The sequence below is a fragment of the Streptomyces sp. NRRL F-4489 genome (genome assembly GCF_001509485.1).
Lineage (GTDB): Bacteria > Actinomycetota > Actinomycetes > Streptomycetales > Streptomycetaceae > Streptomyces.
In genome coordinates this window covers 99,173-120,215 of sequence record NZ_LLZI01000276.1, presented here as the reverse complement: position 1 = coordinate 120,215, position 21,043 = coordinate 99,173, and the positions used below count along the sequence as shown (strand labels likewise).

The 21,043-nt window shown below is 72.8% G+C and carries 19 protein-coding genes and 2 tRNA genes; 11 read left to right on the top strand and 10 right to left on the bottom strand.

Features of this window, described 5'->3' with window-relative positions; translation table 11 throughout:
* Window positions 1-674: DUF2254 family protein (locus ADL22_RS30700; RefSeq protein WP_159048747.1), on the bottom strand; the 674-nt coding region annotated here is incomplete at its 3' end.
* A gap of 104 nt (window positions 675-778) precedes the next feature.
* Here ADL22_RS30700 and ADL22_RS30695 point away from each other — a divergent pair.
* From ADL22_RS30695 to ADL22_RS30685, 3 genes are all read left to right on the top strand, one after another.
* Window positions 779-863, top strand: a tRNA-Leu gene (locus tag ADL22_RS30695).
* Between the two features lie 6 nt (window positions 864-869).
* A complete protein-coding gene (locus tag ADL22_RS30690; protein ID WP_066987316.1) occupies window positions 870-1,469 on the top strand; it encodes a LysE family translocator in 600 nt (199 codons plus the stop codon).
* Between the two features lie 203 nt (window positions 1,470-1,672).
* On the top strand, window positions 1,673-2,026 hold the full coding sequence (locus tag ADL22_RS30685; RefSeq protein WP_066987270.1) for a DUF1330 domain-containing protein: 354 nt from the start codon (window positions 1,673-1,675) through the stop codon (window positions 2,024-2,026).
* Window positions 2,027-2,052: 26 nt separating this feature from the next.
* On the opposite strand, the gene ADL22_RS30680 is transcribed toward ADL22_RS30685, so the two are convergent.
* Complete coding sequence (locus ADL22_RS30680; protein WP_066987267.1) at window positions 2,053-2,805, bottom strand: DUF4232 domain-containing protein; 753 nt, start codon at window positions 2,803-2,805, stop codon at window positions 2,053-2,055.
* Between the two features lie 261 nt (window positions 2,806-3,066).
* Between ADL22_RS30680 and ADL22_RS30675 the strand changes: the two genes are divergently transcribed.
* From ADL22_RS30675 to ADL22_RS30650, 6 genes are all read left to right on the top strand, one after another.
* Window positions 3,067-3,894 (top strand): NmrA family NAD(P)-binding protein, encoded by an 828-nt coding sequence (locus ADL22_RS30675; protein WP_066987264.1) that lies wholly within the window; start codon window positions 3,067-3,069, stop codon window positions 3,892-3,894.
* A 110-nt stretch (window positions 3,895-4,004) separates the two neighbouring features.
* Window positions 4,005-4,997 carry an AraC family transcriptional regulator gene (locus ADL22_RS30670; RefSeq protein ID WP_066987261.1) on the top strand — a complete coding sequence of 331 codons (993 nt, stop codon included), beginning with the start codon at window positions 4,005-4,007 and terminating at the stop codon, window positions 4,995-4,997.
* A 187-nt stretch (window positions 4,998-5,184) separates the two neighbouring features.
* Window positions 5,185-5,258 (top strand) — tRNA-Met (locus ADL22_RS30665).
* A gap of 261 nt (window positions 5,259-5,519) precedes the next feature.
* A complete protein-coding gene (locus ADL22_RS30660) occupies window positions 5,520-6,071 on the top strand; it encodes an RDD family protein (protein ID WP_234430918.1) in 552 nt (183 codons plus the stop codon).
* A gap of 220 nt (window positions 6,072-6,291) precedes the next feature.
* The gene (locus tag ADL22_RS30655; protein ID WP_066987258.1) at window positions 6,292-7,101 is read left to right on the top strand and encodes an amidohydrolase family protein; all 810 of its coding nucleotides are present in this window, start codon (window positions 6,292-6,294) and stop codon (window positions 7,099-7,101) included.
* A 242-nt stretch (window positions 7,102-7,343) separates the two neighbouring features.
* Window positions 7,344-8,408, top strand: a complete 1,065-nt coding sequence (locus ADL22_RS30650; RefSeq protein WP_079064557.1) for an L-threonylcarbamoyladenylate synthase — start codon at window positions 7,344-7,346, stop codon at window positions 8,406-8,408.
* 107 nt (window positions 8,409-8,515) lie between these two features.
* Here ADL22_RS30650 and ADL22_RS30645 read toward each other — a convergent pair whose 3' ends face one another.
* From ADL22_RS30645 to ADL22_RS30620, 7 genes are all read right to left on the bottom strand, one after another.
* Window positions 8,516-8,923, bottom strand: coding sequence for a hypothetical protein (locus ADL22_RS30645; RefSeq protein ID WP_066987255.1), 408 nt, complete (start codon window positions 8,921-8,923; stop codon window positions 8,516-8,518).
* A gap of 136 nt (window positions 8,924-9,059) precedes the next feature.
* Window positions 9,060-9,413: an STAS domain-containing protein gene (locus ADL22_RS30640; RefSeq protein ID WP_079064549.1), complete on the bottom strand. Its 354-nt coding sequence runs from the start codon at window positions 9,411-9,413 to the stop codon at window positions 9,060-9,062.
* Window positions 9,414-9,677: 264 nt separating this feature from the next.
* Window positions 9,678-9,935 carry a hypothetical protein gene (locus ADL22_RS35570; protein WP_159048746.1) on the bottom strand — a complete coding sequence of 86 codons (258 nt, stop codon included), beginning with the start codon at window positions 9,933-9,935 and terminating at the stop codon, window positions 9,678-9,680.
* Between the two features lie 304 nt (window positions 9,936-10,239).
* A complete protein-coding gene (locus tag ADL22_RS30635) occupies window positions 10,240-10,806 on the bottom strand; it encodes an HPP family protein (RefSeq protein WP_079064548.1) in 567 nt (188 codons plus the stop codon).
* Window positions 10,807-10,926: 120 nt separating this feature from the next.
* Window positions 10,927-11,763, bottom strand: a complete 837-nt coding sequence (locus ADL22_RS30630; protein ID WP_066987246.1) for a hypothetical protein — start codon at window positions 11,761-11,763, stop codon at window positions 10,927-10,929.
* A gap of 207 nt (window positions 11,764-11,970) precedes the next feature.
* Window positions 11,971-13,626: an amidohydrolase gene (locus ADL22_RS30625; protein ID WP_066987242.1), complete on the bottom strand. Its 1,656-nt coding sequence runs from the start codon at window positions 13,624-13,626 to the stop codon at window positions 11,971-11,973.
* Between the two features lie 89 nt (window positions 13,627-13,715).
* A complete protein-coding gene (locus ADL22_RS30620) occupies window positions 13,716-15,299 on the bottom strand; it encodes an MFS transporter (RefSeq protein WP_079064547.1) in 1,584 nt (527 codons plus the stop codon).
* 400 nt (window positions 15,300-15,699) lie between these two features.
* On the opposite strand from ADL22_RS30620, the gene ADL22_RS30615 reads away from it, so the two are divergent.
* Window positions 15,700-17,181: a PucR family transcriptional regulator gene (locus ADL22_RS30615; RefSeq protein WP_079064546.1), complete on the top strand. Its 1,482-nt coding sequence runs from the start codon at window positions 15,700-15,702 to the stop codon at window positions 17,179-17,181.
* A 30-nt stretch (window positions 17,182-17,211) separates the two neighbouring features.
* Here the strand turns inward: ADL22_RS30615 and ADL22_RS30610 are convergent, their stop codons facing one another.
* On the bottom strand, window positions 17,212-17,916 hold the full coding sequence (locus ADL22_RS30610) for a sirohydrochlorin chelatase (RefSeq protein ID WP_066987232.1): 705 nt from the start codon (window positions 17,914-17,916) through the stop codon (window positions 17,212-17,214).
* A gap of 339 nt (window positions 17,917-18,255) precedes the next feature.
* Here ADL22_RS30610 and nirB point away from each other — a divergent pair, with 339 nt between their 5' ends.
* Complete coding sequence (gene nirB, locus ADL22_RS30605; protein ID WP_234430917.1) at window positions 18,256-21,033, top strand: nitrite reductase large subunit NirB; 2,778 nt, start codon at window positions 18,256-18,258, stop codon at window positions 21,031-21,033.
* The last annotated feature ends 10 nt before the right edge of the window (window positions 21,034-21,043 follow it).

Sequence of the window (21,043 nt, the reverse complement as noted above, 5' to 3'; positions counted from 1 at the left end):
CCCCCGCCGCACCTGCCGCCCAGAGGGAAGGGCACCCCCGGACGCCCCTCCACCACCCCCTCCCGCTCCACCATCCGCAACGTCTCCCGCGCGATCCGGTCCACCACCGGCCCCACCTGCATCAACCGCAGCGTCGCCGACACATACGCCACGAACAGCAGCAGACTCAGCCCCACCAGCGCCAACGTCAGCAGCCCCTGCACCACCGGCACCGACGTGACCTCTGCCGCCGGCCGCTCACTCTCGTACGAGGTCAGCACCAGCAGCGAGAACAGGAACGTGGCCAGGAACACCGCCAGCGTCGCCTTGCTGATCCTGCTCCGGACGAAGATCCGCACCACCCGCGGCGTCATCTGGCCGCTCGCCATCTGCACCGCGACCAGCGAAATGCTGAACACCACACCGATGAAGGTCATCATCGCCGAGCTGACCGTGGTCACGATCGTCCGCGCGTCCTCCGCGACCCCGATCAGCTCCTCGACCTCGCCGTACGCCCGCTCGGCCTGCAGATGCGCCACGATCTCGCCATCCGCCGCCACGGCCGCCAGCCACAGCAGCACCGCCCCCACCAGCCCCACCGCCGGCGCGAACCAGAACGTCTCCCGCAGATGCTCCCGCAACGGCGACAACACCCGAGGCGCCCGCTCCGCCACCACCTGTCCCCGATCACCCATAAAACGACGCTATGTCCAACATCAATACGCAGGTGAAAGCCACTCCGAAACCTTGGTATTGTTGTCCATGTCGCCGCGGGCAACGCCCCGCGAAGATCACCTGAGTCCGGGTGGCGGAATGGCAGACGCGCTAGCTTGAGGTGCTAGTGCCCTTTATCGGGCGTGGGGGTTCAAGTCCCCCCTCGGACACACATCATGCACATATCGAAGAGGGTTGTGACTTTACGGTCACGACCCTCTTCTGCATGTCGGCGTGGGGGGTGCGCGATCTCGCTGGCCGGGGTCTTCCTCGGCTTCCTGGTCTACCTCTGTGCGGTGTCCGCCGGTCTCGCCACCGTCTTCACGTTGGTGCCGGAGATCTATCTGGCGATCAAGCTGGCCGGAGCGGGCTACCTGCTCTGGCTGGCCTGGAAGGCCGTCCGGCCGGGTGGCCGGTCCGCTGTCGTGAGCCAGGAGCTGACGCCGGACGGGCCCCACAAGCTCTTCCTGACGGGGTTCCTCACCTGCCTGCTCAACCCCAAGGTGGCCATCCTCTACGTCTCGCTGCTGCCGCAGTTCGTCGATCCGGCGCGCGGCCATGTCGGCTGGCAGGGGCTGGTGCTGGGGCTGACCCAGATCGCGGTGGGGGTCGCGGGCAACGCGTTCTTCATCGTGACGGCCGGCTCCGTCGCCGGGTTCTTCGCCCGGCACCCGCTCTGGCAGCGCTTGCACCGCTACGTGATGGGCACCGCGCTGGCCGGCTTCGCCGTCAGGATGGCCACCGAACGAACGGGCGCGGCGGTCGCTCTGCGCTGACGGTCCGGTCCACAGGGCGGCTATGCGTCAGCCCCGAGGCGGCCACGCGGCCGAAGCCACGTCTGAGCCGGCCGGCTCATCCGGCGCTTACCTCCAAGGTAATCGCGACGCACGGAGTACGTGACTAGCTTCGAGTCCGTGACCGGCTTCGAGTACGTGACCGGCTTCTGGTCACCGTACCGATGCGAACGGAAGGAGCGGACGTGCCCGCATATGGCTTTGCGCACCTGCGTGACCGCCGTCACCACCCTGACATCCTTGAGTACTTGGAGCGTATCCAGCAGACCCTGGACCCGTTTCGCGGCCGCTTCTTGGTTCACGGTCCGCCGGCTGAAGTGGTGGAGGGGGACTGGCCGGGCAGCATGGTGCTCATTGAATTTCCGAGCCTCGCCGCGGCCCGCTCCTGGTACGCGTCCGCCGCGTACCAAGAGATTCTGCGGCTGCGGACCGACCACATCGACGGAGACGTCGTGTTGGTCGAGGGCGTCGGTCCTGGATACGACCCGCGTGAGCGTGCGGTGAAACTTCGGGCGGAGGCGACCGGCGGAACGGCGTGATCGCGATGGTGGGTGGGCCGTACAGGTCAGCCGATGGGGTTGACGTAGGTGGCCGGGTGGGTGGCGCCGCTCTGGTCGACGAGCGGGCCCCACGGCCACTTCAGGGTGAGCGAGGTGGTCTCGTTCGGCGGGGTGACGGCCACGAAGGCGGGCATCCAGAAGTGCTCCTCGTCGTCCTTGGCCAGGGCGAGGTTGATCGTGAAGTCGGTGCTGTCCCCGGGGCCCAGGGTGATCGAGCCGTGCTTGGCCGACGAGCGGGTCAGCGACCAGACCTGACCTCCGTTCTCGGACTTGAGGTCCACGCCCGGGAACCCGCCGATCACGCAGGCGCGGCTGCCCTTGTTGGTCAGCACGATGCTGGTGGTCGTCGCCCCGCCCGCGTTCGGGTCCGGGGCGGCGTCCTCGCCCGTGGCGAACGACGCCTTCAGACCGGAGGTGTGGCAGCGCTGGGCGCCCGAGCCGGTCCGGCCGCCGCCGGTGGTGTGCGCGCTGCCCGACTGCTTGCCCGTAGTGGCCGTAGTGTCCGTGGTGCCCGCTGCGGACTCGGCCTTGGCGCCGGGGCCCGCCTCGGGCTCGGAGCCCTGTGCTCCGGTGGAGGAACCCGTGCTGCTGGACTCGGGGGCGGCCATGCCCGCGTCGGCGCGGCCGGCGGGCTTCGCGCCGGAGGCGTCCGAGCCGGAGCAGGCGGTCAGGGTGAGGCCGGCGGCCGCGGTCAGGGCCGCGGCGGCGATACGCAGGGTGCGGCGGCGCGTGGTGCGGACGGTGGTGGTGGAGCTCATCGCGGGTCCCCCGGGGCAGTCGGTGTCGGTGCCGATGTCGGTGTCGGTGTTTCCTCGTTACGTCACTCACTCTGCTCGGGCCCGTTATCGCGGGGCTGTCGCTCCGCTAACCACCGGCTAACGCGCGTACGAGCCAGGCACGGCGTCGTCGGGGGTGAACCTTGGGTGTGCGCGGCGGCCTGGGTCACGTTGAGACGATCGCGTATGTAGTTGAGTCGGGAGGCTATGTTCCGTCCAGGGGAATCGGACTTCACTGGGGGCATGACCCACAGTACGAAGAACGAGAACCTGACCCTCGTCATCGGCGGCACCGGGAAGACCGGTCGCCGGGTGGCGGACCGCCTGAACGCGCAGGGGCGCGCCGTCCGTATCGGCTCCCGCAAGGCCGAGCGGCCGTTTGTCTGGGAGGAGCGCAGCACCTGGGGACCGGCCCTGGAGGGCGCCGGTTCCGCCTACGTCACCTACTACCCCGACCTCGCCTTTCCCGGCGCGAGCGAGGCCATTGGCGAATTCTCGGACTTCGCCGTCGCTCAGGGAGTGCGGCGCCTGGTGCTGCTCTCCGGGCGGGGCGAGGAGGGCGCCGTTGCCGGGGAGGAGGCGCTGAAGAAGTCCGGTGCCGACTGGACCGTGGTGCGGTGCAACTGGTTCAACCAGAACTTCAGCGAGAGCTTCTTCCTGGAGCCGGTCCTGGCCGGGGAGCTCGCGCTGCCCACCGGTGACGCCGTCGAGCCGTTCGTGGACGCCGACGATATCGCCGATGTCGCGGTCGCCGCGCTCACCGACGACCGGCACGTCCACGCCACGTACGAACTCTCCGGGCCGCGCCTGCTCAGCTTCCAGGACGTGGCGGACGAACTGTCCCGCGCCACCGGCCGCACCATCGGCTACCTCCCCGTTTCCGCCGACGACTACCGTGCGGCGCTCGCGGCGGCGGGCGAGCCGCAGGAGTTCGCCGACCTCTTCACGCTCATCGTGGACGGCCGCAACGCGAGCCTCGTCGACGGCGTCCAGACCGTGCTGGACCGCGAGCCCCGCGACTTCTCCGCCTACGCGCGGGACGCCGCCGCCACGGGCGTGTGGAACGGGTAGGGACCGCGGCTCGGTGCTCCGCCGTCGCTTGCTGACCACTGCTCGGCGGCGGCCACGGCACTTACCGAATGGCCAACTGGCCGCGCCGGCAACTCATTTACCGTAAGGACATGGACACCTTGACCGGCCTGCTGGAGAGCCCCAAGGCCCGTGGCGCCTTCCTGCTGAAGTCCGTCTTCCAACCCCCCTGGGGGCTGCGGATCGAGGACCGGGCTCCCCTGTCGGTCGTGACGATGTCGCGCGGGGATGCCTGGGTCCTGCCCGACCACAGCCCTCCTGTGCTGCTCCGCCCCGGTGACGTAGCCGTTCTGCGCGGCCCCGACGCCTACACACTGGCCGACCATCCGGACACCGAACCGCGCGTCGTCGTCGGCCCCGACCAGCGCTGCAACACCACCCATGGCGAGGATGTCACCGAACGCCTGGCCCTGGGTGTGCGGACGTGGGGACAGGCCGACCGCGATGGCTCCGCCGTGATGCTCAGCGGCACCTACCAGGCCCCCGGTGAGGTCGGTGCCCGTATCCTCGCCGCCCTGCCGGTGCTGTTGGTCCGGCCGGCTTCCGCGGGTCCCAACCCGCTGGTCGGGGTGCTCGCCGAGGAAATCGACAAGGAGGAGGCCGGCCAGGAGATCGTCCTGGACCGATTGCTGGACCTGTTGCTCATCGACGTTCTGCGCAGGTGGCTCGCGGAACCGGGGTCCGGGGCGCCGGCCTGGTTCCGGGCGCAGAGCGACCCCATCGTGGGGCCCGCCCTGCGGCTGCTGCACGAAGAGCCGCAGCGGCCCTGGACGGTGGCCTCGCTCGCCAACGCGGTGGGTGTGTCGCGCGCCGGCCTCGCCCGGCACTTCAGTCAGCTGGTCGGGGAGCCCCCGATGTCGTACCTGACGGGCTGGCGGCTCACGCTCGCCGCCGATCTGCTGCGCGATCCGGACGCGACCGTGGCCGGTGTGGCCCGACAGGTCGGCTACGGCGGGGCGTTCGCCTTGAGCGCGGCGTTCAAGCGGGTGCGCGGCGTCAGCCCGCAGGAATACCGCAAGAGCGCGGGGGCGCGACCGGTCCGGCGGACCGGCCTGTCCGCCAAGACCGTGGTGCTGGAGCGCTGATCGGGCCGTGGGGGCAGGCCGTCGGGGCAGGCCGCCGGGGCAAGTCGTCCCGAGAGTGACCCTTGGTGTGCGCCGCTGGAAGCCTGGCCCCCGCTGATCGCCGATGCCGATTCCGACCTGATCCCCGTCCCGATTCCCACGCCGATTCGATTGCTGGGGCTCAGTGCCGTACAGTTCACCGTGTCGACGCGGGGTGGAGCAGCTCGGTAGCTCGCTGGGCTCATAACCCAGAGGTCGCAGGTTCAAATCCTGTCCCCGCTACTCAGACAGTGAAGGCCCGGTATTCGCCGGGCCTTCACTGCGTCTCCGTCTTGCCGGCCTGGTGGCTGGGGTTGGGGCTGGAGCGGGTCCGGGTCGGATGATCTGTTGCGGCGTGTCCCTATTCGTACGGCGCGAGTTGGCGCGGTGCCGGGGGCTCGGTTTAGATCGCCTGCTGTGAGTAGCTTCCAGTCGCCACCGCCTCCCAGTCAGCCCGGCCCCGGTTTCGGTCCTCCGCAGCCGTCTTACGCCCCACCGCAGGGCGTGCCGGGCGTACCGTCGCAGCCGTATCCGCCGCAGACCGCAGCGCCGTCGTACGGGGTGCCGCAGGCTCCGCAGCCGCAGATGGGCGTGGCGCAGGGGCCGCCTCCGCAGGCGCTCGCCGTCCCCGGCATGCGGCTGCTCGCCCGCTTCATCGACTACCTGATCACCGCCGCGCTCATCGCGGGTGCCTGGGTGCCGACGACGATCTGGATGTCCAGCACGTTCAAGCCGGAGGACAGCCGCGGGGTGCCTGTGGTTTTCGGCCTCTTCGCCTGGACGCTGCTCGTCGGCCTCTTCTTCGAACCGCTGACGATGGCGATGGGCGGCACCCTCGGCAAGGCCATCTGCGGTCTGCGCGTCGTCCGCCTGGAAACGGGCGAGAAGCTCGGCTTCGGCCACGCCTTGGGGCGCTGGCTGGCCTATCTGGGCATCGGTATGGTCCCGGTCCTGGGACTCGTCAACGTGCTGTCGTGCATTTGGAACGAGCCGTTCCGGCAGTGCATGCACGACAAGGCCGCGAAGACGGCGGTCATCAAGCGCCGTTGGCGGTGAGAGGGGCCCGCTCCGACCGGCAGCGCGGTCGTCGAACCGCCCGTCGCCCGTCGCTCGCGGTCTTCCGCGACCCGTGCCGGTGGCGGATCAGCAGGCATGTCCTCGTCCCTCTGCTGCGCAGCCTCTCCGCCGGGCTTGACCTTGCCACCGTGTCAACGTTCAACACTGTTCCGGGTGGCCGTGTTTCGCGGTCCGTTCCCCTGCTGAGCTGGAGAGAACAGTGATCATTGACGCGCACAGCCATGTCCACGATCCCGTGCACAGTCACATCGGCTTGCTGGACGAGGCGGGGGTGGATCGTGCGGTGCTGTTCGCCACTCGGCCGCACCCGGAGCGGGCTGTGGATCTGGCGTCGTTCCGGTGCGAGATGCGGGTGCTGGCCGAGGCGGTCGGCGGCCGCGCGGGCGGTCCCGACGGTTACCAGGCGGCGTGGCAGGAACTCGATGCCGCGCTCGCCGCATACCCCGACCGGTACATCGGATTCCGGTCCGTGCGGCTCGGCCCGCCGGCGGACGGGATCGCCGGGGAAGTCGCTGATGAGGTCGCTGGGGACGTCGAGCGGGATGTGGTGGGGCGGGGTTTCCGTGGGATTGGCGAGCTGACGCCGCCGCCCGGACACGCTGAGTGGATCGAGCCGGTTCTGCGCGCGGCCGCTGATCATGGTGGGCTGCCCGTCGTCGTGCATGGCGCCGCGCCGACCACCGAGCGCGACCTGGGGACGCTGGCCGGCCTCGCGCGCCGATACCCGACCGTCCCTCTGGTGATCAGCCAACTCGGCGGCGCGCACTGGTTGACCGCGATCGAGGTGGCCCGGGACACCCCGAACATCTTTCTGGAGCTGTCGACCGCCAACATCATCTTCGCGGTCCGGCTCGCGATCAGTGAAGTGCCCGATCGCACCCTGTTCGGATCGGACGCCCCGTACGGCGACCCGGTGCTCTCCCGTATGGCCGTCGAACGTGTTACGCGTCCGGGCGCGCTGCGCGACCGTGTCCTCGGCGGCACCCTGGCCGAGCTGGTCAAGCTCTGAGGGGTGATCGTTTGGCCAGTTCGTATCGCGGCGGGCGGGTGGCCCGTATCTCCCTGCCCCGTCTCTCACCCTCCCGTATCCCTCGCCTGATATTGGCCGATTTGTCTGAGTTGAGGGATAAGAGGCGGAGGAACGCGTGGCTGGGTGCGGACGTTAAGCCCTACGTCGGCTTCCGGGGCGACTTCGTAGGCCGGCTTCTACGGCGGCAGGGGGAAGAGTGGATCAGTGAGAGGATTGCGAGGGTGAGCGCACGAAACACTGATATCGAGAAGGCGGCCGGGGTGCTGCGCGCCGGCGGCCTGGTGGCGTTCCCGACCGAGACGGTTTACGGTCTGGGCGCCAACGCCGAGGACCCTGCCGCGGTCACGCGCATCTTCGAGACGAAGGGGCGTCCGCCCTCCCATCCGCTGATCGTTCATCTCGGGAGCGTTGAGCAGCTGGCGGACTGGGTCGAGGAGGTGCCGGAGACGGCGCGCCTGCTGGCCGAGCACTTCTGGCCCGGGCCCCTCACGCTGGTGCTGCGGCGCGGTCGCCGGGTCCCCCTGGAGGCGACCGGCGGCCTGGAGACGGTGGCCGTCCGCGTGCCCGATCACCCCGTCGCGCTCGCCCTGCTGTCGGCCTTCGGCGGCGGTGTCACGGCCCCGTCCGCGAACCGCTTCGGCTCGGTCAGCCCCACGACGGCGGACCACGTGCGCGCGGAGCTCGGGGAGTCGGTTGACTTCGTGCTGGACGGCGGGCCCTGCGCGGTCGGCGTCGAGTCGACCATCGTGGACGCCACGGGCGAGGAGCTGAGCGTGCTCCGGCCCGGCGGGGTGACGCGTGAGGAGCTGGAAGCGGTGGTGGGGCGTCCGCTCGCGGTGCCCGCGACGAGCCGCGTCCGGGTGCCCGGCCAGCATCCGTCCCACTACGCGCCGCGGGCGCGGGTCGTCCTCGTCGAGCCGGAGAAGGTGATCGCCGAGGCGGAGGCGGCGCAGGAGCTGGGGCACCGGGTGGGTGTCTTCCTGCCTGCCGCGTTCGCCGGCGCTCCGGTCGCGGCGCACGCCGTGGTGGCGGTCCCCGGGGCGATGGACGAGTACGCGCGTGAGCTGTACGGGTTCCTGCGGGAGCTCGATCAGCGCGGGTGCGATCTCATTGTCGCGTCCCTGCCGGAGGAGCGGGGGCTGGGGCTGGCGATCGCCAACCGCCTCCGCCGCGCGGCGGGTCCCCGGACGGTGCCCAGTGCGTCCGCGCCGTCCGCAGCCGCTGGGGTTCCCACTGGTTCCGCCGCCTCCGTGGTTCCCACGGCTTCCAGCCTTCAGGAGGGCTGAGCCGGCGCCCGGACCGTAGCGTCAACTCCCTTACGAGGCGGGGGCCGTGCTCCAAGGCACCGCCCCCGCTCGTTGTCTCACTCGTGCGGCTCGCTCGTTCGTCCCGTTCATGCGGCGTCCGGTGGTGGGGAGATCGCCTGGCGCCAGCGCACGGGGTCGATCGCCGGGGCGAGCTGTCGCAGCCGATCCGCCGTGGTCTGCGGGTGCGCGGGGGAGACGGCGAGGAGGTCGAAGGGCGCGGGGGGCCGCAGCTCGACGCAGACCACGGGGTGGTGCGGCCGGACGGCGACGAAGTCGCGTCCGCCGGCGTGCTCGCGGACGCCGACGCACCGTCCTTGCGGAACCCACAGGCCGCGCCGCCGGGTGCCGCGCAGGGCGCGCCACCAGTCGGGTTCGACGGAGACCCGGCGCACCGCGGAGAGCGGAACGCGCACGTCGCCGTGGCGCCCGGCCGCCTTTTCCCACCAGGAGAGACGGACGACGAGCGCGTCCCCGGAGATCCGCAACTCGGCCATGATCACTTTCCGTTGGTCGGCTTGGTCCGCCTTCGCTTGGCCGCCTTCGTTTTGTCGTCTTGGTCGCTTCGCTTGGTCACTTCGGTTGATCGCTTCGCTTGATCGCCGTGCCTCCCGGCCCTCTTCCGGATCGGCTTCAGTCGGCGAGGCGGTCGGCGCGGGCCACTTTGGGGGCGATCAGGTCGCCGGCCCCCAGGGGGCGGAACAGATGGGCGTCGATGGATTCGCTGACGTTGAGGACGCGGAGCCCGGACCCTGCGGCGCGCGCCTTGCGGCGGGCCCGCAGCAGCGCGTTGAGACCGCACAGGTCGCAGAAGGTCACCTCGCGGAAGTCGATGTCGACGCGCCGGGGGCGGCGGGCCAGGCAGTCGTCCAGCGCCTGCCGCAGGTGCGGCGCGGTGACGTAGTCGATCTCCCCCGACACCACGACTGTGGCCACACCGTCGCTCCAGCGCGGAACGGCCCGGAAGCCGTCAAGCATCGCAGCCATGGTCCACCTCCCGGACGCGCCGATGCCGGTGCCTCGGTCTCCCCACCATCTCCGACAGGCGGACAGGCGGCCAGGCGGCCAGACGATCAGGCGGCCAGGCAACCTATGGGGATCCTCCGGGCGGCCCGCAGGCAGGGGGTGGGCAACCTGTGGAAACCGGCGAATGCCGCGTACTGAGTTTTTAGATAAATCCGGGATATTCCGGTGTCAAGTGGTGCGGCGTGCGGCGTGCGGTGTACGGCGTACGGCGGGGTGGCGGCCCGGTCAGGCGGGGGAGGGGCGGGTGTCCTGGATGCCGAGCAGGACCAGGTCGAGGATGGTCAGGAGCTCGTCGGTGAGCTGGTCGGCCGCTGCCTCCGGCCGGCCGCACCAGCGGTACAGCGCGCCGAGGTAGAGGCCGCGCAACGCATGGCCGAGCTGCTCGACGTCTGTCGTCGCGGCGGTGGGCGCCGGACACGGTGTCCGCCCGTCCCGGGTACGCGATCTGGTCGAGCCGGCGGGCTCCCCGCTCACCTCCGACATGCCGTTGGCGCGCGCCTTGCCCGCGCTGCTCGCCGCCCCTGGCGCGGGTCTGCCTGTCCTGGAGCCGGGCGGGGAACGGCTCGCCGGATGGCTTACGCATCAGGGCGCGCTGCGGGTGTTGCACGGTGGCGTGCCTGTGCCTGTGCCTGGGCCTGTGTCTGGGCCTGGGCCTGGGCCTGTGTCTGGGCCGAGGCCGGCTACGGGGTCTGCGGCTTGAGCGCCTGCTCGGCTTCGCGCCGGGTGGTCGGTCCGCTGCCTTGCGTTTCGCTTCGATTCGTTTGGGTTCGTCGAGGTCGCGCCGTGCTCAACTACCGTCTGCTGTACGGCTCTTGGCGCGGTCCGGGTGGGCGCCGGGGACGCGGGCCAGGACGGCCGCCAGGGCGATGACCACTGCCAGGCCGATCAGCATCCCGTACAGCGGTGGGCCGGGCCGGGCGATGCCGGAGGCGATGAGCAGGGCGGTCGCGGCGGCGGGCGGGTGGTGGGCGTGGCACACGGTCAGCAGGAGCAGCGTCAAGCCGACCGCCAGTGCCTGCGCGCCGATCTGGGGCAGGCTGTCGCGGTGCAGTTCGACGACCGAGGGGTGGTCCCACAGGCCGAAGGCGGCCAGGCAGCCCAGTCCGCACGCGGTCGCCGCCGCGTGGCCCAGCAGGGAGCTGCGCAGCTGCGACGCCTCGTGCTCCGGGTGCGCCAGCAGCAGGTACGCGGTCGGGCCGACGGTCGTGGTCAGCCACACTCCGCCGGCGGCGTGGCCGGCCAGGCCCACCACCGTCAGCGCCACCGCGCCCAGCACCAGCAGCCGGGCGCCCGCCAACCACGGCGCCCAGGGAGGACGCCCTTGCCCAGCGGCGTCGCCGCGCGGCCCGCTCACATCTTCTCCTTCGCGCCGGATCGCTCACTCGACGGCCCTGCGCGGGGCCACGACGACCCTACGCGGGGCGGTGGCGGGCGCGGGCGAATGGCGCGCGGGGCGGGGCCGGCCGAGCCCCCGTCAGCCCTTGGCGGGCTGGGCGCGGTGGCGGCGGCGGGAGGCGTAGGCGGTGGTGGCGATGCCGCCGGCGAGTGTGGCAGCGGCGGCGATGCCCACACCGGTCAGGCCGTCGGATCCGGTCCGGGCGAGCTGCTTTCCGGCCTGCTCGGTGGGGTGTGCGGTGGGGTGTGCGGAAGGGGGTGTCGTGTGGTGTGCCGACGGGTGTGTCGTTTCGGTGGAGGGGTGTGCGGGGGGCGTGGCCGGGGCGGTCGGCGTCGCTGGGGTGGTCGGGGTGGCCGGTGTGGCCGGGGTCTTCCCGTCCTGGTGTTGGTCGTGGGGCTTGTTCGCCGTCGTGCCGGGCAGGGGGACCATCCAACCGACGACCCGGTTGCGGTACATGACGGCGTGTGTGCCGTCCTTCTCCTGGAGCGGCCACAGGCCGAAGCCGTTGGTCATGGCCCTCGGGTTGTTGGCGAAGACGGGCTGGCCGTACTTGGTGCCGATCTGCGTCAGGCCCTGGAGGTGCATCTTCCGGCGTATCTGCTCCAGGTCGGCGGCGGTGGCGGTGTCGCTGCCGGTGCCAGCGGTATCGGCCTGGTCCTGGCCGGTGGTCTTCGTGTCGGGCTTGGTGTCGGTTTTCGTGTCCGGTCTGGCGTCGGGCTTGGTGTCGGGCTTGGTGGCCGTATGGGTGTCCGGGTGGTCCTGGTGGGCGTCGTCCCGGACGCCGGTGCTGGTCGGGTGGTCGGTGGGGGAGTCGGCGGCCGCGGAGGTCGTCGGGGCGAGGACGGCCGTGGCGATGCCGGCGACCGCGGCGGCCTTGGTGATCCTGTTGACGCGGGGGCGCGCGTGCTTGGCCATGTGGGGGCACGTTCCTTTCGGTGGGTTTTCGTCACCTTCATGGCGATCTTGGCAGGGCGGGGGATGTGCTCAGCCCGGTGAACGTCACCTACCGGCGGGACCAAGGTCCCGTCCCGGCCCCGCCCACGCCCCGGCGCCCGCGGCCCCGCCGACGCCGGCCGGTGCCGGGTCGCGGGGCCGCGGGGCAGGAGGGGCGGTGCCCGGGTGTCAGGCGGTGTAGGTGGGGCGGCCGTCCAGGTAGGTGGCGAGCACCTGGAGGTCGCCGATGGTGTCCGGGTCCACCGCGTACGGGTCGTCGCTCAGGACCACCAGGTCGGCGTGCTTGCCCACTTCGAGGGAGCCGACCTCGTGTTCGCTCTGGAGCTGCCAGGCGGAGTCGATGGTCTCGGCGCGGATCGCCTCGTCGAGGGTGACGCGGTTGTGCGGGCCCAGGACGCGGGCGCCGGAGCGGGTGCGGCGGGTGACCGCGACCTGGATGTTGCGCAGCGGCTCCACGGGGGTGACCGGCGAGTCGTTGTGGAACGAGATCCGGATGCCGGCGTCCAGGGCGGCCCGGGCGTTGGCCCAGTCCTCGGCACGTTCACCGAACAGGCTCTCCACCAGGACGTCGCCCCAGTAGTAGATGTGGTCCACGAAGAGGCTGCAGGTGATGCCCAGCTTCGCGGCCCGCCGGTACTGCTCGCGGGTCATGGTGCCGCAGTGCTCGAAGCGGGTGCGGTGGTCCGGGCGGCCGTGCTCGGCCAGGACCTCCTCGAAGACGTCGAGCATCATGTCCACCGCCACGTCGCCGTGGACGTGGCAGGCCAGCTGCCAGCCGCGCGGCAGGTACGCCTCGGCGATCGCGCGGGCCTGCTCCGCGGTGTAGTTGGCGCAGCCGCGGTGGTCGGGGCCCAGGCCGAGGGCGGCGGTGCGGTCGTTGGTGAGGTACGGGAAGCTGGTGGCGATGTTGCCGATCCACGGGCTGCCGTCGGCCCACATCTTGATGCCGATCTGGCGGAACATGGCGTCGCCCTGGCCGGGGACGGCGTCCGTGTGCAGCTCCGCGTTGGACATCTCGTAGGCCCGCACCCGGACCCGGGCCTGCGGGCTCCGGGCGAACTCGGCGCAGACCTCCCGTATGTCGCCCTTGAGGCCGAGGTCTCCGCAGGTGGTCAGGCCGCGGGCGGCCAGCAGCCGGTGCTCGTCGGCGAGCAGCGCGGGGGCGCGGTCGGCGGGCGGGTTCAGCGGGGCGCCGATCATCATCAGGGAGGCCGGGGCCTCGACCGCCTTGCCGGTGGGCTCGCCGTGGGCGTCGCGCTCGAAGTGGCAGCCGGCCGGGTCCGGGGTGTCGCGGGTGAGCCCGATCGCCTTGATGGCAAGGGAGTTGCCCCAGGACATGTGCGCGGAGTTCTGGAGGATCGCCACCGGGTTGGCGGGCGCCAGCTCGTCCAGCCAGGCGCGGGTGGGCTCCTCCAGACCTTCCTGGAGCAGGGTGTCCCAGCCCACGAAGGCCAGCGGCACACCCGGTTCGGCGGCGGCGATGGTCTCCTTGATCCGTTCGCGCACGGACTCGGCGGTGGGGCAGGTCATCGGGCGGATGTCCACCACGTCGGGGCCGTCGGTGGTCATGCTGACGGTCGGGTGGCCGTGCGCCTCGATGAAGCCCGGCAGCGCGGTACGGCCGCCGAGGTCGACGATCTCGGTCTCCGGGCCGGCCAGGGCGCGGATCTCGTCGCTGTCGCCGAGGGCGGTGATGCGGCCGCCGCTCACCGCGAGCGCCTCGGCCCGGGGCCGGGACGGATCGACGGTGATCAGGTTGGCGTTGACGAAGATCCGCTCGGGTGCCTGGCCGGCGGGCTCTATCGCGGGGGTGGTGGTGCTCATGGGGGCCCTCCTTGGGTGGTGCAGGTGGGTGCACGTGGGTGCGGGTGGGGGAAGGGGGAGGCGGCCGGGGGAGCCGGGCGCGCCTGGGGTCAGGCCGGTTCGTCGGTGCGTGCGGCCGCCTGGGCCGCCTGGGCCGGTTCGGCTGCCTGGGCCGGTTCGGCCTCTTCGGCCTTTTCAGCCGCTTCGGCCGCTTCGGTGGCGGCCCGGTTCGGGACCGTGGCGGGGCCGTCGTCCCGCCGGGGCCGCATCATCCGCCAGACGACCAGCGCGGCGACCGCGAGGAAGACGGCGACCAGCAGCATGCCGAGTCCGAAGCCGCGGGCGGCGGCGTGCTGCGGCGTACCGGAGGAGGCGGCGGTGAAGGAGTTGACCACCGGGATGAGACCGCCCAGTCCGAGCCCCATGCCCATCTGGCCGACCGCGGGCTTCACCGCGCCCACGGACCCGACCATCGAGGACGGCGCGGACCGCATCATCACCGCGGACTGGGGGTTCTGCGCCCAGGTGACGCCGAAGCCGATCACCGCGGAGGTCGCCAGGAACAGCCACAGCGGGGTGTGTTCGGTGGTGAAGGCCATGGCCAGCAGGCCGACCGCGATGATGCCCAGACCGCTGACGAACATCGCCCGGTCGCTGATGCCCCGCCGGGTCTGGAAGGCCCCGGCCCCGAACGCGCCGCCGATCGAGCCCGCGCCGAACATCGCGATCACGATCGAGGAGACGAAGGCCGACTTGCCGAGCGTCTGCTGGACCATCAGCGGGTACTGCATGGTCACCGCCGCGTTGCCGAGGTTGAAGACCACCCCGACCACGATCGCCGCGACGAACGGGCGGGAGGTGAACAGCTCCATCGGGAAGGCCGGTTCGTCCACCCGCCGCTCCCAGGCGGCGAACAGGCCGAACAGCACCACCGCGGCCGCCATCAGCCCCAGCGTGACCGGCGACAGCCAGCCGTGCGCACCGACCTGGCTGAACCCTTCGATCAGGCAGATCAGCGCCAGGGCCGCGAGCAGCACCCCGACCGTGTCGAAGCGGCGCGCCTTCTCGGCCCGGCTGTCCGGCACCGTCAGATACGCCCAGGCGGTGGCGATCAGGCCGATCACCGGGATGACGAGGTAGCCGATCCGCCAGCTGAAGTGCGTGACCAGCAGACCACCGCCGATACAGGCGACCACGATCATGATGCCCTGCACGCCGAGCCAGATCCCGAACGCCCGGGGCAGCTCACGCGGGTGGAACAGCAGGGGGATGATCGCCAGACTCATACCGAAGGCCGCCGCCGTCCCGATACCGGTGACGATCCGTCCGATGAGGAAAACCGCGCCGTTGCCGGCCAGGGCGGTCACCAGGCAGCCGACGACCGCGGCGAGGGCTCCGGCCAGCAGGACCTTGCGGCGTCCGCGCAGGTCGCCCAGGGACCCGGTGCCCAGCATCGAGGCCGCCAGCAGCAGCGTGGCGATACTGGCCGCCAGCGTCATCGTTCCGGAGCTCATGGCCAGGCCCTCGGCGGCCCGCGGCAGGGCGGTGGAATTCAGGCTCGGGTCGACCATCTGGATCGTGGAGACCGCGCTGACTCCCAGCAGGGCCGCCTCCCGCCGCCGCGGATTGCGCAGCATCCGGGGCGACCAGTTCTGCGGCACCGGTGGGTCGGTGGAAACCGCGGGACCAGGCATTGTCGGTCATCTCCTCTACGGGGTCCGCCCGTTCCCGGTGCCGCGAGGTGGGCGGCGTTCCCCCGGGCCGGCGGAGTGCTCGTGTGGTGCGCCTCCAGCCTGGGCCGCCCGGGACGGCGGAATTCCCGGCGAAAGTCCCGCCCCGCGGACCGGTGCCGGCGGTGCGCCGGGGCGGTGCCGGGCACCGGTGGCCACGCGGCCAGCGGCCGCCGCCCGCGGTCCGCACCGGAGGCGGTGCCGCACCGCCCCGGACGGCCGCCGGTGGCCACGCGTCCAGGACCGATGGCCCGCCCTGGGGTGATGCCGGACGTCCCGGAGCCGACGGGACCGAAGACCCGGGGTGATTCCGGTCACCGGGCGGCAGCGCCGCGGCACGCGCACCGGCCGAAATAATGGGGGCATGGCGGTACAGACAGTGCAATTACTGGCGAATCTCTCCCCGCAGGCCCGGCTGCTGGTCGGCGCCTGGGGTGTGGAACGGCGGGTGACCGGCCTGACCGACCTGCGCGGCCGCGCCCTGACGGAGCCGGACCCGCCGCCGGCCGGACACGCCGTGACCCTGGACGCCGCGGCCATCCCGGCCGGCCGGGACGCCCAGCGCGCCCTGATCGCCCGCCTGCGCCACGTACCGCTCGCGGTCGTCCAGGTGGCCGACGCCGCCCAGGCCGTCCCCATCGGCTTCCTCGCCCTGGCCGAGCAGTACGAGGTGCCGGTGGTGCGCTGGCTCCCGGCGCACGGCCAGGACCCGGCGGCCGAGATCCGCGCCGCGCTGCGCCGCGCCCGGCCGACCGTCCCGGACCTGGGCGCCTGGGCCCGCGCGCTGGCCACCGAACTCGACGCGCACGTCCACGTCCTCGACGCCGGGCTGCGGCCCCTGGCCGGGCACCCCGACGCGGACGGTCCGCTGCTCGGCCGGCTGCGCGAGGAGCTGCCGCCCGCCGCCGGCCACGATCCGATGTTCCGCGCGGTGGTGGACTGCGGCGGCGCGCGGGTCCGGGTGCGGTCCATCGCCGTCGGCGGCGGTGTCCGGGCGGTGCTGCTGGTGACCGGCCGCCCCCTGGACGCGGCCCGGCTGGAGCGCCTGGACCGCGCCGCGGCCGAACTCGCCGACCACTTCAACCGGCGCCGTCCGCCCGCCCCGCACGAACTGCTCATGCTGCAGGCGGGGATACGGCTGCTGGCCGGCCACGCGCTGCGGAGCAGTGTGTGGAGCAAGGTCGTCGAGGAGTTCCGGCTCCCGCAGGCGGGCCCGTACGCGATGCTGGTGCTCACCGGCGCCTCGCCCGTGCTGCTCGGCGCGGCGCTGGAGGAGTGCTGGGGCCTGGGGCGCTGGGTGACGCCGTGCGAGGTCCCCGAGGGGATGCTGCTGGTGGCCCGCGCCGAGGTCTTCCTGGACGCCCGCACCCTGGTCGACGGGCTGGCCGGCCACCTCGCCCGCCCCGTGCACGCGGGCCTGGCCCCCCTCCAGCACCGCTCCGAACTGGGCGTCGCCTACGAGCAGGCCCGGTCCGCCGCCCGCCAGGCCGTCCGCCGGCAGGTGCCCCTGGTGACCCACGGCGAACTGGAGTGGCGCGACCTGGTGCCGGCGACCATCGACCTGGCCGGGGTGGCGCTGCTGCGGGCGCGCCTGCTGGAGACCCTGGAGGCGGCGCCCGGCGGCGATGTCCTGCTGGCGACGCTGCGCACCTGGGTCCGCGAGGAGTACCGCAACGACCGCACCGCCGCGGCCCTGGGCGTGCACCGCCACACCCTCAACAACCGGCTGCGCCGCTGCGAGCAGCTCCTCGGCGCGCCGCTGCACGCCCCGGACGCGTCCTTCGGCCTCTGGCTGCTCTTCCACGACGAGGCGGACGCCGAACGCGGCGGGGGCGGCACGGGGTGAGGAGGCCGCACCGGCCTGACGTATCGTCAGTTACCGGCCGGCCGCCACCGGCACCGCCTCGGCGCAGCGGTGGGCGACGAGGCGGGCCACCCGCGGATGGTCGGCCAGCGGGGCGGTGACCGCCCAGGCGCGGGTGCGGCCGAGGGCGCGGGTGAACCGGCCGGGCGCCAGCAGATGGGTGACCACCGCCACCCGCCGGTAGCCGTCGCCGTGCAACCGCCGTACCGCCGCGGGCACGGTGGGCAGGGACTTCGCGCAGTAGGCCGTCAGGACCGGCACCGGACCGCGGCACTCGTCGAGCAGGACGTGCAGCCGGCGGGCCGCGGTCAGGGCGCCGTCGTTGCCGCCGGGGTGCCGGGAACCCGCCGAGGCCAGCACCACCGCGTCGGCCCGGTCGCCGGCCCCGCGCTCCGCCTCCCGCAGGCGTTCGTGCAGGGCGTGCGCGATCTCCTCGTCGCCCCCGGGGCCGGGCGCGAGCAGGCAGTCCCGGCCGCGGACGAGGGCGGGGAGGTCGACGTTCCGGTGGTAGCCGTCGCCGAGGAGGAGGGGGACGACCACCGCGCCCGGCCCCGCCGCGTCCAGGGCCTGCGGCACGGACGGTTCCTGGTGGCTGAGGTAGCCCACCACGGGGCGCACCCCGCAGACGTGGCGAACCTCCTCGCAGAGCCGGTCGAGGGTGGCGGTCGCGGCGGGTACCGTGCTGCCGTGCACGGCGAGGACCAGCGGCGGTTGCATGGCGGTCCTTCCTTCCGGAGGCGTTCCCGGCCGGTGGACGGGGTCCTGCCCGGCCGGCGTGGGAGTGCGGACGCCGCGCCGGTGGGACCGAGCGCGCGTCGCGCGGCGTCCGCGTATCCGAGCCTAGGGAGCCCGGGCGGGCGGCGGAGGGCGCCGGGAGGCCCTGGTGGAACGCCAACCGACCTGGATCCGGCGGTACGTTCGCGCCGGACCCCGGACCCGGGAAAAGGGCCGGACGACCTGCGCGCGGGGGCCGTTCCGCCGCCCTCGGGGGCCCTGAGCGCCGCCTAGCGTCGGACGGGACACACCCGACCCTTGACGACGATGGAGCGTGACCGTATGGCTCGCACTCTGCTGCTCATCGGCCACGGCATGGTGGGCCAGCACTTCCTGGAGGCGCTCGCCGCACGCGGGGCCCTCGCGGGCCCGGGCGCGACGGCGGACGCCTGGCGGGTCACCGTCCTCGCGGAGGAGCCGCGGCCCGCCTACGACCGTGTGCACCTGTCCTCCGTCTTCGCCGGGACGACCGCCGAGGAGCTGTCCGTCTGCGACCCCGGCTTCCTCACCCGGCACGGCATCGACCTGCGGCTGGGCGATCCGGCCGTCCGCATCGACCGCGAGCGGCGGCTGGTGGCCACCGCCTCGGGCGCCGCCCTCGGCTACGACGCGCTCGTCCTGGCCACCGGCGCCGCCCCCTTCGTCCCGCCGATCGACGGCGCCGGTGCCCCCGGCTGCTTCACCTACCGCACCCTGGAGGACGTCGAGAACCTCACCGCCTACACCCGGGACACGAAAGCCCGCACCGGTGTCGTCATCGGCGGCGGGCTGCTGGGACTGGAGGCCGCCGGCGCGCTGCGCACGCTCGGACTCGACACCGGCATCGTGGAGTTCGCGCCCCGGCTGATGCCCCTCCAGGTGGACGAGGGCGGCGCGGCCGCGCTGCGTGCCACCGTGGAGTCGATGGGCGTGGCCGTGCACACCGGGGTCGGCGCGAGCGCCGTGGACACCGGCGCCGAGGGGGCCGTACGGGGGCTGCGGCTGTCCGACGGCCGGCACCTGGCGGCCGATGTCGTGGTCTTCTCCGCCGGGGTCCGGCCCCGGGACCGGCTCGCCCGGGAAGCCGGGCTGGCGGTGGGCGACCGGGGCGGGATCGTGGTGGACGAGCACTGCCGCACCGCCGATCCCCGCATCCACGCCATCGGCGACTGCGCGCGGACCGCGGACGGCCGGGTCTACGGGCTGGTGGCCCCCGGCTACCGGATGGCCGAGGTGGCCGCCGACGCCCTGGCGGGCTCCGGCACCGCCGTCTTCACCGGCGCGGACACCGCCACCAAGCTCAAACTGCTGGGCGCCGACGTGGCGTCGTTCGGCGCGCCGTTCGCCGACGAGGACGGCGACGCGGTCCGCGTGGTCTTCTCCGACTCCCGCGCCGGCGTCTACAAGAAGCTGCTGCTCGGCCCGCAGGGGCAGCTGCTGGGCGGCGTCCTGGTCGGCGACACCGCGGCGTACGGCTCGCTCACACCGCAGGTGGACCGGGTCCTGCCGGCCGCGCCGGAGTCCTACCTCGTAGCGGCCGCGGGGGCCGGCGCGCGGCCGCCGGGCGCGGAGGCGCTGCCGGACGACGCGGTGATCTGCTCCTGCCACAACGTCACCAAGGGCGCCGTGCGCGCCGCCATCGCCGACCACGGCCTCACCGACCTCGCCGGTATCAAGCGGTGCACCAAGGCCGGCACCGGCTGCGGCGGCTGCGCCGGCTCCCTGCAGACCCTGCTCGACGCGGAACTGGCCGCCGCCGGCGCGGAGGTGCGGCGCGGTCTGTGCGAGCACTTCGCGCTGACCCGCTCCGAGATCTTCGAGACGATCCGGACCGAGCGCATCCGCTCCTTCACCGAACTGCTGGAGCGGTACGGCACCGGCGAGGGCTGCGCGGTCTGCAAACCGGTGGTCGCCAACGCCCTCGGCTCGCTCGCGCCCGAACTCGGCCTCGGCCACATCCTCGACGGCGAGCAGGCCGCCCTCCAGGACTCCAACGACCTCTTCCTCGCCAACCTCCAGAAGGACGGCACGTACTCGGTGGTGCCGCGCATCCCGGGCGGTGAGATCACCCCGGAGAAGCTCATGGTGATCGCCGAGGTGGCCCGCGACCACGGGCTCTACACCAAGATCACCGGCGGGCAGCGCATCGATCTGTTCGGCGCCCGCAAGGAGCAACTCCCGGACATCTGGCGGCGGTTGGTGGACGCCGGATTCGAGTCCGGACACGCCTACGGCAAATCGCTGCGCACCGTGAAGTCCTGCGTGGGCGCGCGGTACTGCCGCTTCGGGCAGGGCGACTCGGTGCAGCTCGCCATCGACCTGGAGCTGCGCTACCGGGGCCTGCGCACCCCGCACAAGATCAAGGGCGGGGTCTCCGGATGCCTGCGCGAGTGCGCCGAGGCCCGGGGCAAGGACATCGGTGTCATCGCCACGGCCGGCGGCTGGAACCTCTACGTGTGCGGCAACGGCGGGACCACCCCGCGCCACGCCGATCTGCTCGCCTCCGACCTGTCCGCCGCGGAGCTGTTCCGGCTGATCGACCGGTTCCTGATGTACTACCTGCGCACCGCCGAGCGGCTGGAACGCACCGCTCCGTGGTGCGAGCGGATGGGCGGCACGGACCACCTGAAGTCCGTGCTGATCGATGACGCGCTGGGCCTGTGCGCCGAGCTGGAGGCCCAGATGGACCGGCATGTGGCGGCGTACCGCGACGAGTGGCGGGCCGTCCTGGCGGACCCGGCCGCGCTGGCCCGCTTCCGGCGGATCGGCCCCGACGACGCCCCGCCGGCCGGGTCCCCGGCGTTCCTGGAGACCGGCCGGGGCCGCCCGGCGGTGCTGCCGGACGGGACCGAGGCGGCGCTGTTCAAGGACCGCGACGGCACCCTGTACGCGGTCGGGAACCGCGACCCGTTCTCCGGCGCCGACGTGATCGCCGACGGCATCATGGGCAGCCGGGACGGGGTGCCGGTCGTCGCCTCGCCCATGCACAAGCAGGAGTTCGACCTGCGTACCGGGGAGTGCCTGGACGACCCGCGGGTCCGCCTGCCGGTCCACGAGGTCCCGGCCGGCACGGGCCGCTGAATCCCGGCGC

Bases quoted from the DNA above. Each gene is read 5' to 3' on its own strand.
- ADL22_RS30670 (WP_066987261.1), top strand. From the start codon at position 4,005: ATGGACACCTTGACCGGCCTGCTGGAGAGCCCCAAGGCCCGTGGCGCC.
- ADL22_RS30645 (WP_066987255.1), bottom strand. From the start codon at position 8,923: ATGGCCGAGTTGCGGATCTCCGGGGACGCGCTCGTCGTCCGTCTCTCC.
- nirB (WP_234430917.1), top strand. From the start codon at position 18,256: ATGGCTCGCACTCTGCTGCTCATCGGCCACGGCATGGTGGGCCAGCAC.
- ADL22_RS30610 (WP_066987232.1), bottom strand. From the start codon at position 17,916: ATGCAACCGCCGCTGGTCCTCGCCGTGCACGGCAGCACGGTACCCGCC.
- ADL22_RS35570 (WP_159048746.1), bottom strand. From the start codon at position 9,935: ATGTCGGAGGTGAGCGGGGAGCCCGCCGGCTCGACCAGATCGCGTACC.
- ADL22_RS30630 (WP_066987246.1), bottom strand. From the start codon at position 11,763: ATGGCCAAGCACGCGCGCCCCCGCGTCAACAGGATCACCAAGGCCGCC.
- ADL22_RS30690 (WP_066987316.1), top strand. From the start codon at position 870: ATGCACATATCGAAGAGGGTTGTGACTTTACGGTCACGACCCTCTTCT.
- ADL22_RS30675 (WP_066987264.1), top strand. From the start codon at position 3,067: ATGACCCACAGTACGAAGAACGAGAACCTGACCCTCGTCATCGGCGGC.
- ADL22_RS30615 (WP_079064546.1), top strand. From the start codon at position 15,700: ATGGCGGTACAGACAGTGCAATTACTGGCGAATCTCTCCCCGCAGGCC.
- ADL22_RS30625 (WP_066987242.1), bottom strand. From the start codon at position 13,626: ATGAGCACCACCACCCCCGCGATAGAGCCCGCCGGCCAGGCACCCGAG.
- ADL22_RS30680 (WP_066987267.1), bottom strand. From the start codon at position 2,805: ATGAGCTCCACCACCACCGTCCGCACCACGCGCCGCCGCACCCTGCGT.
- ADL22_RS30620 (WP_079064547.1), bottom strand. From the start codon at position 15,299: ATGCCTGGTCCCGCGGTTTCCACCGACCCACCGGTGCCGCAGAACTGG.
- ADL22_RS30640 (WP_079064549.1), bottom strand. From the start codon at position 9,413: ATGGCTGCGATGCTTGACGGCTTCCGGGCCGTTCCGCGCTGGAGCGAC.